The organism is Streptomyces sp. CA-146814 (assembly GCF_050942385.1).
GTDB lineage: Bacteria > Actinomycetota > Actinomycetes > Streptomycetales > Streptomycetaceae > Streptomyces.
Genome location: NZ_CP192068.1, coordinates 6,996,233 through 7,011,142, shown reverse-complemented (window position 1 = coordinate 7,011,142; position 14,910 = coordinate 6,996,233). Strand labels below are relative to the sequence as shown.

Sequence of the window (14,910 nt, the reverse complement as noted above, 5' to 3'; positions counted from 1 at the left end):
CGGGTGCGTCGATGCGCTGGTGTGCCCCACCATCCTGCCGCGTGTCCGGCGATCGGGAATCCCTCATACCACTCTGACTGCCATCACGTGACGCGATAGCAGCCGCTAGCGTGGTGGGCGTGGACACCTCCTACGACCCCGCCCAGCTCCGTACCTTCCTCGCCGTCGCCCAGACCCTGAGCTTCACCCAGGCCGCCCGCCGCCTCGGGCTCCGGCAGTCCACCGTCAGCCAGCACGTCCGGCGGCTGGAGGAGGCGGCCGGGCGGCAGCTGTTCGCCCGGGACACCCACCGGGTCGACCTGACCGAGGACGGCGAGGCGATGCTCGGCTTCGCCCGGACGATCCTCGCGGCGCACGAGCGGGCCGCGGCGTTCTTCGCCGGGACCCGGCTGCGCGGCCGGCTCCGCTTCGGGGCCTCGGAGGACTTCGTGCTGACCCGGCTGCCGGAGATCCTGGAGTCCTTCCGGCGCGACCATCCGGAGGTCGAACTGGAACTCACCGTGGAGCTGTCCGGGACCCTGCACCGGCAGCTGGAGGCGGGCCGGCTGGATCTGGTGCTGGCCAAGCGGAGGACCGGGAACACGCACGGCGAGCTGGTGTGGCAGGACGCGCTCGACTGGATCGGCGCGCCGCGGCTGCGGATCGACCCGGAGCGCCCGGTGCCGCTCATCGTCTTCCCGCCGCCCGGCATCACCCGGGCCCGCGCGCTGGAGGTGCTGGAGGAGGACGGGCGGGCCTGGCGGATCGCCTGTACGAGTACGAGCCTGAGCGCTCTGGTCGCGGCGGCGCGGGCGGGGCTCGGTGTGATGGTGCACGCGCGGAGGCTGATCCCGCCGGGGCTCGTACCGGTTCCGGCCAGGATGGGGCTGCCGGAGCCGGGCGGTGTCGACTTCGTGCTGCTGCACGGGGAGCGGCGGGGCGCGGCGCAGGAGGCGGCGGACGCGCTGGCTTCGGCGATCCTGGCGGGAGGGGACCGGCTGCACCGGGGCCACGACGGCAGGGAGTGACCTCAGGCCCGGGTACGGGTTCCGGGAGTGGCCTGAAGCTGCAGAGCAGGTGCCGTCCGGAGTGACCCCCTGCGTCGGATTCGGTGGAGATTTGCCCGCGAGCCGCTTACGCCTCCGTCAGAAGTGCGCCCGTGCCTTGCCCATCTGGCCGGTTTTCGACGGTTGACCTCTGTGAATGCCACGTTTTACCCGAGGTTCGGCCCCTCCCGCCGGGCCCCCGGTTGGGGTAGCGTCGCGGCGCTGTGCGGAGCGCCACGAGGAGCAGGTCATTGCGTGAATTCACGGTCCCACCCATGGCCGCGCCGCCTCAAGTCGGCGGTCTGGCCGATGCCGTCTTCGACTACGCGGAGGACGATCCGCGGCGGGTCGCGTTCGGCCGCAAGGACGCGCGCGGACAGTGGCGGGACGTGACCTCGGAGGCGTTCCGCGACGAGGTGCTGGCACTGGCCAAGGGGCTGATCGCGCACGGCGTCCGGTTCGGCGACCGGGTCGCCCTCATGTCCCGTACACGGTACGAGTGGACGCTCTTCGACTTCGCGCTCTGGTCGGTGGGCGCCCAGTCGGTGCCGGTCTATCCGACCTCCTCCGCCGAGCAGGTCCACTGGATGCTGCACGACGCCGAGGTGGTGGCGGTGATGGTCGAGCACGAGGACCACGCGATGACCGTCGGCTCGGTGATCGACCGGCTGCCGCACCTCAAGCGGCTCTGGCAGCTGGACGCCGACGCGGTGGACGAACTGGTCGGCGCGGGCGCGGCGGTCGACGACGAGGTGGTGCACCGGCACCGGCGGGCGGTGACGCCCGAGTCCGTGGCGACGGTGATCTACACCTCGGGCACGACGGGCCGGCCCAAGGGGTGCGTGATCACGCACGCGAGCTTCATGTTCGAGAGCGACACGATGGTCTCCCGCTGGGAGCCGGTGTTCCACTCCAGGCCCGGCGACGAGGCGGCCACACTTCTCTTCCTCCCGCTGGCGCACGTCTTCGGCCGGATGGTGGAGATCGCGGCGGTCCGGGGACGGGTCAAACTGGGCCACCAGCCGGAGCTGTCGGCGAACGCGCTGATGCCGGACCTGATGACGTTCCGGCCCACCTTCATCCTGGCGGTGCCGTACATCTTCGAGAAGGTCTTCAACGGCGCCCGGCGCAAGGCCGAGGCGGAGGGCCGGGACGGGCCGTTCGACAAGGCCGTGGACATCGCGGTGAAGTACGCGGAGGCGCTGGAGCAGAAGGCGTTCGGCCTCGGTCCGGGTCCGTCCGCCGGGCTGCGGGTGCAGCACCAGTTCTTCGACAAGGTCGTCTACAGGAAGGTCCGCGACGCGATGGGCGGCCGGGTGCGGCACGCCATGTCGGGCGGTTCCGGGATGAACCGGCGGCTCGGCCTGTTCTTCGCGGGCGCCGGGGTGACCGTCTTCGAGGGGTACGGGCTGACCGAGTCGACCGCGGCGGCCACCGCCAACCCGCCCGAGCGCACCCGGTACGGCACGGTCGGGCAGCCCATTCCCGGTACGTCGGTGCACATCGCGGACGACGGCGAGGTGTGGCTGCACGGCCCGAACGTCTTCTCCGGCTACCTGAACAATCCGGTGGCGACCCGGACCGCGCTGGAGGACGGCTGGCTGGCCACCGGGGACCTGGGTTCACTGGACGGGGACGGCTATCTCACGATCACCGGGCGGAAGAAGGAGATCCTGGTGACCTCCGGTGGCAAGAGCGTGTCGCCGGCGGGCCTGGAGGAGCGGGTCCGGGCCCATCCGCTGGTCGCGCAGTGCATCGTCGTCGGCAACGACCGTCCGTACATCGCGGCCCTGGTCACCGTCGACCAGGAGTCCGTCGACCACTGGCTCGTCATGCAGGGCCGTACGCCGCTCGCACCCGCCGAGCTGGTCCGCGATCGGGACCTGGAGATGGAGATCCGCCGGGCGGTGGTGGCCGCCAACACGGCGGTGTCGCAGGCCGAGTCGATCCGTACGTTCCGGATCCTGGCCCACCCGTTCACCGAGGAGCACGGGCTGCTCACGCCCTCGCTGAAGCTGAAGCGCAAGGCGATCGAGACGGCGTACGGGGTCGAGGTCGACGCGCTCTACCACTGACCGGTCGGACACTTTCCGGATCATGGAGCTTTTGGATCTTGAGGCGGGAATGCCTGGGTCCGTCCGCTCGTTGTCGTGGGGAGTACCAACCGACGACGTAAGGATCGACCGCTCGTGAGCCAGGTCCCCTCCATCACCCTCAACAACGGCCTCGAAATGCCGCAGCTCGGTTTCGGTGTCTGGCAGGTGCCGGACGACGAGGCGGCGAAGGCGGTCACGAAGGCCATCGTGTCCGGGTACCGGTCCATCGACACCGCCGCGATCTACGAGAACGAGGTGGGCACCGGCAAGGCCATCGCCGCCTCCGGAGTCGCCCGTGACGAGCTCTTCGTCACCACGAAGCTGTGGAACAGCGAGCAGGGGTACGACAGCACGCTGCGCGCCTTCGACGCCTCGCTCGACAAGCTCGGCCTGGACTACGTGGACCTGTATCTGATCCACTGGCCGGTCCCGGCCAAGGACGCGTACACCGACACCTACCGGGCGTTCGAGAAGATCCACGCCGACGGCCGCGCCAAGGCCATCGGTGTGTCGAACTTCCACCCCGAGCACCTGAAGCGGCTGCTGGCCGAGACCTCCGTGGTCCCCGTCCTCAACCAGATCGAGCTGCATCCGCAGCTCCAGCAGGCCGAGGCCCGCGCCTTCCACGCCGAGCACTCCATCGCCACCGAGGCCTGGTCGCCGCTGGGTCAGGGCAAGGGCCTGCTGGAGGTGCCGACGGTCGTGGCCATCGCCCAGAAGCACGGCCGGACCCCTGCCCAGGCCGTCCTGCGCTGGCACCTGCAGACCGGCAACATCGTGATTCCGAAGTCCGTGACGCCGTCGCGGATCGAGGAGAACTTCGACGTGTTCGACTTCGAGCTGGACGCCGACGACCTCGCCGCCTTCGCGGCGCTGGACGAGGGCAAGCGGCTCGGCCCGGACCCGGCGGAGTTCAACCTCGGCGCCTGAGCGCCGGGTTCGTCCGGCGCCCCCACCGTCACGGCGGTGGGGGCGCCGTCGGTCGGTCAACAGCCCAACGTTCCGGGGAGAGAACACGATGAGCAGCGATCCGGCGCCCGTCGTCGAGGCGGGCACGTACCGCCTGCGCAATGTGGGCAGCGGCCTGGTGCTGGAGGTGTACGGCGCGGCCAAGGGCAGCGGTGCCCGGGTGCAGCAGGGCAAGGACGACGGGACGGCGGCCCAGCGGTGGCAGCTGGCCCCGGTGCACGAGGGTGCGGCCCTCTACCACCTGGTCAACGCGCACAGCGGGAAGCGGCTGGACGTCGCGAACGCCGACACGGAGAACGGTGTCCGCATCCAGCAGTGGAAGGCCAACAACTTCGGCGCCCAGGAGTGGCTGATCGAGCAGCACCTGGAGGCGCCGGGCACGGTGACGCTGGTGAGCTTCATCAGCGGGCTCGTCATGGAGGTCGCCGACCGTTCGACGGAGGAGGGCGGGACGGTCCAGCAGTGGGAGGACACCGACTCCCCCTTCCAGTGGTGGCAGTTGGAGCCGGTGTCGTCCTGACAACGTCCCGGGGGTGTCAGTCGCGGCGGCCGAGGTGGACCGTGCGGGCCGTGAGCAGGTAGACGTCGGGCCGCTGGTGGACGCCTGCCGGGTCCTCGGGGTCCAGCAGCCGTTCCAGTACGGCGAGGTCCTCTGCGTCGAGCAGTTCGCCGAGGACCTCGTGCTCCCGGGTCAGCTTGGTGATCACATGTGCGCGGGCCGGCGCCGAGAGCGGGGCCGGCAGGTCGAGCAGGAAGCTGCGCGTGCCCTGCGGGGTCAGCCCGACCGCCGCGATCAGCGCGCTCCAGTCCTCGGCCTCCCGCTTGGCGTCCGGCAGTTCGGTCCGCATCCGGTCGAACCGGGCGGCGAAGGCCGCGTCCATCCGGGACTCCAGACCGGGCCGCCCGATGCCGAGGTCCCGGGGCAGCCGCCGGGTGGGCAGGCCGCCTTCCAGGAGCGCCACGGTCCCGCCGGGGCGCAGGAGTCCGGCGAACCCGGCGAGGGCGGCGCGCTGGTCGCCCATGTGGTGCAGCGAGTTGCCGGCCCAGATGAGGTCGGCCTCGCCCAGCCGGCCGGCGTCCCGCGGAAGCTCCGCCTCCACCGTCCGGACCCGGTCGCTCACACCGAGGCGCCGGGCGCGCTCCCGCGTCCGCTCCAGCAGGGCGGGCGTGGGGTCCACGGCGACGACCTCGGCCTCGGGGAAGACCTCGGCCAGCAGGCAGGTGACGACGCCGGGGCCGCTGCCGATGTCCAGCACCCGGCGTACCGTCGGCGCGGTCGGCAGGGCGGCGATCCAGCGGGCCGCCTCCTCGTAGGTGCCGCTGTTCAGCTCGGCCTCCTGCTCCAGCATCGGGCCCATCACGTCCCAGTCGAACTCCGTACCGGCGCCCGCTGCGGCAGACCCGTGGCTGTGCGTATGCGCGGGGTGGTGGGTGTCGTGGTCGCCGTGTCCGGCGTGGTGGCTGCTCATGACGCCACCCTCACCGGAGGCCGCCGTACAGGCAAGTTCTGTTGCCGCTCCGGCAAGTCGCCGTGCGGCGGACCGTACGGGCGGCCGGCGCGGCTGAACCGGAGCAGAAGCCTCCGCCGCGCCGAGCACCGGAGGTACAGCGCGAAAACATTGCCCGAACAGAAGAGTGACCGACATATTGCCCGGGCGGGCCGGTGGCCATAACTTGCCTTTATGGAGCTGGAGTTGCGCCATCTGAGAACCGTCCGTGCCATCGCCGACACCGGTAGCCTCACCAAGGCCGCCGCCACGCTCGGCCTTGCCCAGCCCGCTCTCAGCGCCCAGTTGCGGCGGATCGAGAAGGCCCTGGGCGGCACGCTCTTCGAGCGTGACCACACGGGGGCCCGCGCCACTCCGCTCGGCGAGCTGGTGCTGGAGCGGGCCCGGGTGGTGCTGCCCGCGGTGAGCGAGCTCCAGGCGGAGGCGGTGCGGTTCGCCAACGCCACCGGGCCGCTGGAGCGGTTCCGGCTCGGCGGTACGCACGGTCCGCTCCTCGGCGGCCTGGTCGACCGGATCGCCACGGCACACCCGGCGGCGCCGGTGTCCACGTACACCTCGTGGTCGGTGGACGAGATCGCCGCGCTGACGATCGACGGGCGCCTGGACTTCGCGCTGATCGGGACCTGCGGCGAGAGCCCGCCGCCGCTGGCCGAGCGGCTGGTCTGGGAGGTGGTGGGGGTGGACCCGGTCTTCGTGATGCTGCCGGAGGACCATCCGCTGGCGGGCGAGGAGGAGCTGGAGCTGGCAGCGCTGGCGGACCAGTGCTGGGCCGACGTACCGGGTGACGGCTGTTTCGCGGACTGTTTCGCCACGGCCTGCGCACGGGCCGGTTTCACCCCGGTCTCCGTGTACGAGACGGACACCTCATCCGTCGTCCATCTGGTGCAGGTCGGACGGGCGATCGGGCTGTGCCGTGCCACGTTCCCGCCGGTCCCGGGCCTGGTGACCCGGCCGCTCGCCGGTGCGCCGCTGAGCTGGCGGCACCTGCTGGGCTGGCACCCGCACTCCCCCGCCGCGGACGCGGCGGCGGTGACGGTGGCCGGTCAGACCCGGGCGGCGTACGCGGAGGCCGTGTCCCGCAGCCCCGGTTACGCGCGGTGGCTCGCCGGGAATCCGCGGTTCGGGCTGGTGAGCTGAGAGGCCGGTCCTCACGCCCCTCAGCTCAGGGGCCGGGTCCTCAGGCCCCTCAGCTCAAGGGCCGGATCCTCAGGCCCCTGAGCCGGGAAGCCCGCTACTCCGCGCCGTGGGCCGGTGCGGCGGCCGCGACCCGGGTGGCCAGCTCCAGGTCCTTCTCCGTGACCTTGCCACCGGCGTCGTGCGTATGGACGGACAGGGCCACGGTGTTGTAGCCGAGCGTCAGATCGGAGTGGTGGTTCAGCTCCTCCTGGATCTGTGCGATGTGGACGGTCAGCGCGGCGGCGGCGAAGTGCGACGGCAGCCGGTAGGTCCGGGTGATCCGGTCGCCTTCCAGCGCCCAGCCCGGCAGCGACTCCAGCCGGTGTTCGGTCTCGGTCTTCGACAGCGGTTCGGCGGACATGGAACGGCTCCCGTGGGTCTCGGATGTCGGCGTGCGACCGGACCCGTGACGTTACGGTCTTCCCATGACGACTGTCTCCCCCGACACGGGGGTCGGTGGACTGCTGCGCGGCTGGCGCGAGCGGCGGCGGCTCAGCCAGCTGGATCTGGCGCTGCGCGCGGACTCCTCGGCCCGCCACATCTCCTTCATCGAGACGGGCCGCTCGCGCCCCAGCGAGGAGATGATCCTGCGCCTGGCCGAGCAGCTGGACATCCCCGTCCGGGAACGCAACGCCCTGCTGGTGGTCGCCGGTTACGCGCCCCGCTACGCGCAGACCCCGCTCGACGACCCCGCGATGGCCTCGGTGCGCGACGGGCTGGCGCGGCTGCTGGCGGGGTACGAACCGTATCCGGCGCTCGTCGTCGACGGCACGTACACCGTGGTGGCGGCCAACCGGGGCATCGCACTGCTCATGGAGGGCGTCGCCGAGGAGCTGCTCGCCCCGCCGCTCAACGCCATGCGGATCACGCTCCACCCGGCCGGCCTCGCGCCGCGCATCCTGAACCTGGCGGAGTGGCGGGCGGATCTGCTGGCGCAGATGGAACGTCAGATCGCGCTCGTACGGTCACCGGAGCTGCGGACGCTGTACGAGGAGGTCGCCGCCTATCCCGTCGCGGACCAGGGTTCCGGCGGCAGCCGGGCCGCTGAGCGTACGCCGTCGTTCGCCCTGCCTCTGGTGATCGAACACGGGGGCCAGGAGCTGTCGTTCATCGCCTCCATCGCCACGTTCAACACGCCGATGGACGTGACCGTGGCGGAGCTGGCCATCGAGACGTTCCTGCCCGCCGACCACGCGACCGCCGCCTATCTGCGCGAGCGCCTCGCCTAGGACGCCGTACGCCCTCTGCTCCAGCTCGACAAGCCAGAGCAGAGGGCGCGTTCGGCGTACGGGCCTGTCAGACGCGCGCCCCGTTGTCGAGCGGCTCGCGCCGGGGTGCGCGGGCGCGTCGGGTGTTGCCCGGTACCGGCGGCGGAGCGCTGGTGGTGCGTTCCAGGACGAGTGCGCCCGGTACGGCGGTGAAGACCGAGGACCAGGTGCCGACGACGATGCCGATGAGCAGGGCGAGCGCGAAGTCGGTCAGCGAGTCGCCGCCGAGCACCGCGAGGGCGGCCAGGATGAAGAGGGCGCCCATGCCGGTGTTCACCGTACGGGGAACGGTCTGGAGGACCGCCCGGTTGGAGACGGTGGCCAGCGGGGTCTTGCGGTTTCGGCCCCACAGCTCCCGTACCCGGTCGAACACCACCACCGAGTCGTTGACCGAGTAGCCGATCACGGTGAGCAGAGCGGCCAGGAAGATCCCGTCCACGGGCCGTCCCAGCCAGGCGAAGGCGCCGACGACGATGACCACGTCGTGCACCATCGCGGCCACCGCCCCCACGGCGAACGTCCAGCGGAACCGGACCGCCAGATAGGCGAGCTGCACGAGCACGGCGACGCCCAGGGCGATCAGCGCGTTGCGCCGCAGCTCGTCGCCGAGGCTCGGGCCGATCAGCTCGTCCCGTACCTTCGTGGTCTCACCGCCCTCGGCGGCCAGGGCTGTCCGCAGGGCGTGCTCGCCGTCGTTGTCGAGCGCTCCGGTGCGCACCGAGATGTCGCCGTCGCCCGCCGTGGTGATCTCGGCGTCCGCGAAGCCGGCCGAGGCCAGCGTGGAGCGGGCGGTCTCGACGTCGACGGGCCGGCTGGTGGAGTACTCCACCAGCCGCCCGCCGGTGAACTCGACGCCCAGGTCGATCCCGCGCACCACGATCCCGGCGATCGCGACGGCGACCAGGACCGTGGAGATGACGAGCCACTGGACCGGCTTCCGGAAGAGCTGCGGGTCCTTGCGGGTCAGCCAGGTCCGTACGCTGCCGGGGCGCGCGATGCCGTTGATGCCCCGGTAGTCGCTGACGAAGCGGGAGCCCGCCGCGATCTCGGTGAGCGCGCGGGCGATGACCAGCGCGGAGAACATCGAGGCGATGACCCCGATGGCGAGCGTGACACCGAAGCCCTTGACCGGGCCGGAGCCGAGGAAGAACAGCAGTCCGGCGGCGAGGAGGGTGGTGATGTTGGAGTCGGCGACGGCGCTGAACGCCTTCTGGAAGCCGGTGGTCAGCGCCGAGCGGAGCGAGCGTTTCGGCTGGGCCTGACTCTCCTCCCTGGCCCGTTCGAAGACCAGGACGTTCGCGTCGACCGCCATCCCGATCGCCAGGACGAACCCGGCGAGTCCGGGCAGCGTGAGCGTGACACCGAGGCCGACGAGTGCGGCGTACGAGATCACTCCGTACGCGGCGAGGGCCACGGCGGCCAGCGCGCCGAAGAGGCGGTAGACGATGGTGATGAAGAGCGCGGTGGCGGCGGCGCCGATGAGCGCGGCCTGGGTGCTGGCGTCGATGGCGTCGGCGCCGAGCGTCGGGCCGACGGTCCGCTGTTCGACGATCTCGACGGGGACGGGCAGGGCGCCGCCCTTGATCAGCAGGGCCAGGTCGCGGGCCTCCTTCGCGGTGAAGGAGCCGGTGATCTGGGTGCCGCCGGAGGGCAGTCCGGCCTGGCAGCCGACCGAGGGGTCGACCTGGGGCGAGGAGATGACCTTCTCGTCGAGGACGATCGCGACGCGTCGGCGCTCGTCCCCGGCCGGGTGGCAGGCGGTCTCACCGGTCAGCTTCGTCCAGTCCTTGCCGGCGTCCTTGTGGAAGTCGAGCTTCACCGTCCAGCCGGCCGCCTGCTGGGCCTCGAAGAAGGCGGTGGCGTCCTTGACGCCCGCTCCGGAGATGCGTACGGGGCCGAGGTCGAGCTGCGTTCCCTGCTCGTCGGGGAGAATCAGCTGCTCAGGACCGGTCTCGGGCTGGGGCGCGGGATCGGTTCCGGGGGGTGCGGCGCCGCGGACCTCGTGGAAGCTGAGCTGAGCGGTGCGGCCGATGACGGCGGCGGCCTGGCGCGGGTCCTGGACGTCGGGCAGTTCGACGATGATGCGGTCCTCGCCGGAGCGGGTGAGGACGGGTTCGGCGACGCCGAGGGAGTCGATGCGCTGGCGCAGGACCTCCAGGGTGCGGTCGGTGGTCTCCCGGTCCGCCTCGACGGTGGCGGAGTCCTTGGCCTGGAGCACCATCCGGGTGCCGCCCTGGAGGTCGAGGCCGAGTCTGGGTGACATGGTCAGCGTGATGAAGACGGAGACGAGCAGCACGGCGGCAGCCAGAACTGCTCGCACCGTGGTGGCGCGAGTCATGGAAATCCTCCGGTGGGGCGTCGGCCGCCCTCACCTCAGCGAGGACGCGACGCCGGATCGGCAGAACAGCGGGAACGGTGGCCGGTCGGGTGAACGGCCGGGTGACCGGCGGTCGTGCTGTTCGGAGGACCTCGGACTCCGGGCCGGCCGCCACGGCGGCCGGAAGGCGTGGAGTGGTGGGCCGCGGTGGGCTGTTCGATGCGCCCGCGCGGCAGGAGCGGACCGGGCGGGCGGGGCAGCAGACCTTCGTACGAGGGTGGCGGCGCGTGGCCCGTGAGGTGGGCGCGGCTGATGCCGGCCCGAGGCGTCGGGGAGGCCGGGTCGGCGGACGGCGACCGCTCGTGGAGCAGGGTGTGGGCGTGCGGGCCGGTGGGACCGGTCCGGACGGCGGACCGGTGCGGGTTGGGCTGCTGGTCGCGGGCGTTGCGGCCGCCGGCGCCGGGGCCGGCGGCGGTCGGGGCCGGGCGGGTGCGGCGCAGGTCGTGGTGGGGGCCGTTGCCGGAGTGGGCGGTGCGGTCGGTCTGCGGGGCGGGCGCCCGGCTGTTCGGCGGGTTCGCGGCCGTGGACGCCAGGCCGGCCAGGGCGCCGGTGGGCAGCGCTGCGCCCGCCGCGGGCGCGCCACCGAGCACGGTGAGGACGGCGAGAACCAGAGCAGCCAGCACGCTCCGGGTCCGCTGCGCCGGTCCCGGCCGCACCGGGAGCACGTTCCCCCGGGTCGGCCCCGGGTACGGGGTCACCTCGGTCGGCCCGGCAGGACGGAGGTGGTCACCCCGTGGCGGAGCACGGAGCTGAGGATCCGTCCGGCACCGCGCACCACGGTGGTCGACGGGTCCTCCGCCAGCCGCACGGGCGTGCCGAGGCACCGCGCGAGGCGGTCGGTGACGTCGGGGCGGAGCGCACCGCCACCGGCGAGCACCGGGCCCTTGCGCAGGGCGCCGCGGATCGCCCCGTGCCGGTCCTGGCGCCACATGGACTTCACCATGTCGAGGACCGTACCGACGAGGGTGGCGGGCAGCGTCGCCGGGTCCAGGTCGCTGAGCCCGCTCTCGGCCTGCCGGGCGTCGGCGATCCGGCCGCCGACGAGGAGGGTGACCTCGGTCAGCTCGGCGCCCATGTCGACGACGAGCAGCGGGCCGGCATCACGCGGACCGGCGTACGCGGCGGCGGCCCGGGCGCTGCTGAGGACCAGGACGCGCGTCGGACCGAGCCCGGCGAGGAGCTCCCGCGCGGCGTTGCGGTGGACGGCGCCGGCGAGGACGGGGTGGCTGAGGACGATCACGCTGTCCGTACGGTCGGGCCCGAGGGCCGCGTCGGCGATGCGGCCGAGGAGCCGCCCGCAGGACTCGGGGTCGACGATGCGCCCACGCCGGACGGGCCGCTCGGCGTCTCCGCCGAGGCCGGTGCCGGTGCCGAGGTCGAGGGCTGAGCTGAGGCCAGTGTCGGACCCGGAGCCGAGGCCGGACCCGGAGCTGAGGCCGGGGCCGGTGCCGAGGCCGAACCCGGAGCTGAGGCCGAACCCGGAGCTGAGGCCGGGGCCGGTGCCGAGGTCGGACCCGAAGCTGAGACCCGTGCCGGTGCCGAGGTCGGAGCCGTCAAGGAGACTGCCGCTGCCGCCGCCGAGGAGCGGGTCGGTGAGCAGGCCGTGGCCGGGCACCCAGGCGCGGGTGCGGGAGCTGCCGAGGTCCAGGGCGAGTCCCCGGGCGGCCACGGTCCTGCCGCCGAGCCGACGGTGTCCGTGGCGCACCCGGAGCGCCCCGGGCTCGCGCCCGGTCCCGGACCCCCCGACGCCGCTTCCGTCACGAAGCGGTCCGGGACCTTCGCCGGACGGGCGGGATCCCTCGCCGAGCGGCCCGCGCCCTTCGCCGGACCGGGGGGTCCCGCGCGTGACCGAAGGGTCATGGTGCGCCGGTCCCGTGTGCTCGCCGCCGGGCCGACCCGGCTGGGGGACGGCACGACCGCGTCGCTGTCCGTCGTACGGAGAACGCATCGCCCCTCACCCCCGGCCGGCCATCCGCAGCCGTCCACGCACCCATCGGCCCGCTGATAGCGAGGCATGACCAAGCCCTCACTATGCAATACCGGGTGAGGGAAAGCCACTTCCCTCCCGATTCCAAGGCACCCTCAAGGGTGCCCCCACCGGGCTCAGACCTCGACGACCTCCATGGCGTCAGCGCCCTCCACCGCCACGACAGCCACGGCCGCCATCTCCGCACCGGTCACCGCCACGATCTCCACAGCCACGTCGGCCTCCGGCTCCGCCCCCTCCGTGAGGAAGTCCGCGATCAGCTCCGCGAACTCCTCCGGCGCCGCGATCCTGATCCCCAGCCCTTCCGCCTTGGTCCGCTTCGACCCGGCCTTCTCCCCCGCGACCAGCAGGCTCGTGCGCGCGGAGACGCTGGAGGACGACTTACCGCCCGCCCGCTCGATCAGCTCGTTCATCTGATTGCGCGACAGCTTCTCCAGCGCGCCGGTCATGGCCCCCGTGACCACCACCTTCATCCCGGCCAGCGGCAGCTCCGCGCCGGCCACGCCGCCGTCCCGCTCCTCCGTGCCGGGCTCCGGCGGCGGAGTGGCTCCGGGCTCCGTCATCGTCACGCCGGCCCGGACGAGCTTCTCGATCAGCGGGGCCAGCTCCACCAGCTCCGCGACGACCGCCGCGGCCTTCTCCTTGCCGATGCCGTCGACCCGCTGGAGCGACTCGGCGTCGGCGGCGACGATGTGGTCCATGGTCGCGAAATACCGCGCGATCCTGCGGGACATCGAGCGCCCCGTCCCCCGTACACCCAAGGCGCAGAAGACCCGGGACAGCGGGCGGGAGCGGGCGGTCCCGATGGCGGCGAGGAGATTGTCGGTGGAGGTCTCGCCCATCCGGTCCAGGGCGAGCAACTGCTCGCGCTCCAGGGTGAACAGGTCGGCGAAGTCCGTGACCAGGCCCGCGTCGACGAGCTGGACGACCCGGGTGGCGCCGAGGCCCTCGATGTCGAGCTGGTCGCGGCCGGCGGCGTACGAGACGGAGGCGACCAGGCGGCAGTTGCGGCCGCGGGTGCAGCGCCAGCGCTGCTCGCTCATGTCGATCTCGGAACCGCACTGCGGGCAGCTCGCCGGGAACTCGATCGGCGTCTCGTCGCCGGTGCGCAGGTGGGCGACCGGGGCCTCGATGCGCGGGATGATGTCGCCCGCCTTGTAGACCATGACCTGGTCGCCCAGGCGCAGATCGCGGCGGGTGATGTCGGCCGGGTTGTGGAGCGTGGCATACCCGACGGTGGACCCGTCGATCTCGACGGGCTCCAGGACGGCGCGCGGCGCGATGATGCCGGTGCGCCCCACGTTCCACTCGACGGAGAGCAGGCGGGTGATCTTCTCCACGGCCGGGAGCTTGTAGGCGATGGCCCAGCGCGGCGCGCGGGTGCCGGAACCGGCCTCGCGCCGGTCGGCGGCGAGGTCCGCCTTGATCACGATGCCGTCGATGCCGAACGGCAGCCCGGCCCGCAGGGCGCCTATCTCGGCGACCCGCGTCTGCACCTCCTCCACGGTGGTCACCCGGACCGGCGCCACCTCCGTGGCCGCGGCCGTGTGCACGCCGAGCCCGGCGACGTACGCGAGGAGTTCGCTGTGAGGCAGCTCGGTGAGGGTTTCGGCGAGCTCTCCCGACTCGGCGAGCGGCAGGGCGCCGTACGCGAAGAAGGTGGTCTCCACCCGGTACGCCCGGTCCTTGGCGCGCAGGGTGCCCGCCGCTCCGTTGCGCGGGTTGGCGAAGGGAGCGCCGCCGTGCTCCGTGCGGGTCGCGTTGCCCTGTTCGAACTGCTCGTTCGTCATGAGTATTTCGCCGCGCACCTCCAGCGTGACCGGTGCGTCCAGCCGCTCGGGCAGTCCGACGACCGCGGCCGCCGCGTGCGAGACGTCCTCGCCCGCCGTGCCGTCGCCCCGGGTGATCAGCCTCTCCAGGCGGCCCTCCCGGTAGCGGGCGGCGACCGCGAGGCCGTCGAGCTTCGGCTCCACGCTCCACGCCTCGGCCGGTCTGCCGATCCGCCGCTCCAGCGACGCCGTCCACGCCGCGAACTGCTCGGCCGAGAACACGTTGTCCAGCGACAGCATCGGCACCGTGTGCGGAACATCGCCGACGGCGGCCCCGCCCGCCACCTTCCCGGTCGGTGATGACTCGTGTATCTCGTCGGGATGGTCCGCCTCATACGCGGCGATCCCGCGCGCCAGCCGGTCGTACGCCTCGTCGTCGAGAGTGCTCTCGCCCGTGGCGTAGTACGCGGCGGCGGCCTGGGAGGCCTCTTCGACCGCGGCGGCATAGGCGGCGGCATCGGCGAGCACAGCGGCTGAGTTCGTCATGGCATCCATCCTGCCGCCCACCACTGACAACGCCCCCGACAGCGCCACCCGGCCCCCGCCACTCACACCCCACCCGTCACTCACCGACCATGGACCGCCTCTCCCGCCCAGCGCGGAACCAGAGACTCCGAGGATCCCGAAGGAGAGCGCTCTCCCAGCTCACCGCCACCCTTCACCTCTCAAGCGCCT

Annotated in this window: 11 protein-coding genes and 1 pseudogene; 6 read left to right on the top strand and 6 right to left on the bottom strand. The window is 72.6% G+C overall.

The window, feature by feature from the left end; all coding sequences use genetic code 11:
- The first annotated feature begins 119 nt into the window (after positions 1-119).
- The 4 genes from ACQP09_RS30965 (at position 120) to ACQP09_RS30950 (ending at position 4,610) form a co-directional block, all read left to right on the top strand.
- Positions 120-1,007: a LysR substrate-binding domain-containing protein gene (locus tag ACQP09_RS30965; RefSeq protein WP_433405695.1), complete on the top strand. Its 888-nt coding sequence runs from the start codon at positions 120-122 to the stop codon at positions 1,005-1,007.
- 293 nt (positions 1,008-1,300) lie between these two features.
- Positions 1,301-3,100 (top strand): AMP-dependent synthetase/ligase, encoded by a 1,800-nt coding sequence (locus ACQP09_RS30960; RefSeq protein ID WP_433405693.1) that lies wholly within the window; start codon positions 1,301-1,303, stop codon positions 3,098-3,100.
- A gap of 114 nt (positions 3,101-3,214) precedes the next feature.
- Positions 3,215-4,051 (top strand): aldo/keto reductase, encoded by an 837-nt coding sequence (locus ACQP09_RS30955; RefSeq protein ID WP_433405691.1) that lies wholly within the window; start codon positions 3,215-3,217, stop codon positions 4,049-4,051.
- Between the two features lie 88 nt (positions 4,052-4,139).
- Entirely contained in the window at positions 4,140-4,610 is a 471-nt protein-coding gene (locus tag ACQP09_RS30950; RefSeq protein ID WP_433405690.1) for an RICIN domain-containing protein, read from the top strand.
- A 16-nt stretch (positions 4,611-4,626) separates the two neighbouring features.
- On the opposite strand, the gene ACQP09_RS30945 is transcribed toward ACQP09_RS30950, so the two are convergent.
- Entirely contained in the window at positions 4,627-5,559 is a 933-nt protein-coding gene (locus ACQP09_RS30945; protein ID WP_433405688.1) for a class I SAM-dependent methyltransferase, read from the bottom strand.
- A 213-nt stretch (positions 5,560-5,772) separates the two neighbouring features.
- Here ACQP09_RS30945 and ACQP09_RS30940 point away from each other — a divergent pair, with 213 nt between their 5' ends.
- Complete coding sequence (locus tag ACQP09_RS30940; RefSeq protein WP_433405686.1) at positions 5,773-6,735, top strand: LysR family transcriptional regulator; 963 nt, start codon at positions 5,773-5,775, stop codon at positions 6,733-6,735.
- Between the two features lie 94 nt (positions 6,736-6,829).
- Here ACQP09_RS30940 and ACQP09_RS30935 read toward each other — a convergent pair whose 3' ends face one another.
- Positions 6,830-7,135 carry a 4a-hydroxytetrahydrobiopterin dehydratase gene (locus ACQP09_RS30935; RefSeq protein WP_432148798.1) on the bottom strand — a complete coding sequence of 102 codons (306 nt, stop codon included), beginning with the start codon at positions 7,133-7,135 and terminating at the stop codon, positions 6,830-6,832.
- A 64-nt stretch (positions 7,136-7,199) separates the two neighbouring features.
- On the opposite strand from ACQP09_RS30935, the gene ACQP09_RS30930 reads away from it, so the two are divergent.
- Positions 7,200-8,003 carry a helix-turn-helix domain-containing protein gene (locus ACQP09_RS30930; protein WP_433405683.1) on the top strand — a complete coding sequence of 268 codons (804 nt, stop codon included), beginning with the start codon at positions 7,200-7,202 and terminating at the stop codon, positions 8,001-8,003.
- Between the two features lie 67 nt (positions 8,004-8,070).
- On the opposite strand, the gene secD is transcribed toward ACQP09_RS30930, so the two are convergent.
- From secD to ligA, 4 genes and pseudogenes are all read right to left on the bottom strand, one after another.
- Complete coding sequence (secD, locus tag ACQP09_RS30925) at positions 8,071-10,380, bottom strand: protein translocase subunit SecD (protein ID WP_433405681.1); 2,310 nt, start codon at positions 10,378-10,380, stop codon at positions 8,071-8,073.
- A 35-nt stretch (positions 10,381-10,415) separates the two neighbouring features.
- On the bottom strand, positions 10,416-11,042 hold the full coding sequence (locus ACQP09_RS30920; RefSeq protein WP_433405679.1) for a hypothetical protein: 627 nt from the start codon (positions 11,040-11,042) through the stop codon (positions 10,416-10,418).
- A 71-nt stretch (positions 11,043-11,113) separates the two neighbouring features.
- Positions 11,114-11,779: pseudogene (locus ACQP09_RS30915) on the bottom strand (rod shape-determining protein); the annotation flags it as partial.
- A 743-nt stretch (positions 11,780-12,522) separates the two neighbouring features.
- Positions 12,523-14,721, bottom strand: a complete 2,199-nt coding sequence (gene ligA / locus ACQP09_RS30910; protein ID WP_433405677.1) for an NAD-dependent DNA ligase LigA — start codon at positions 14,719-14,721, stop codon at positions 12,523-12,525.
- Between the last annotated feature and the right edge of the window lie 189 nt (positions 14,722-14,910).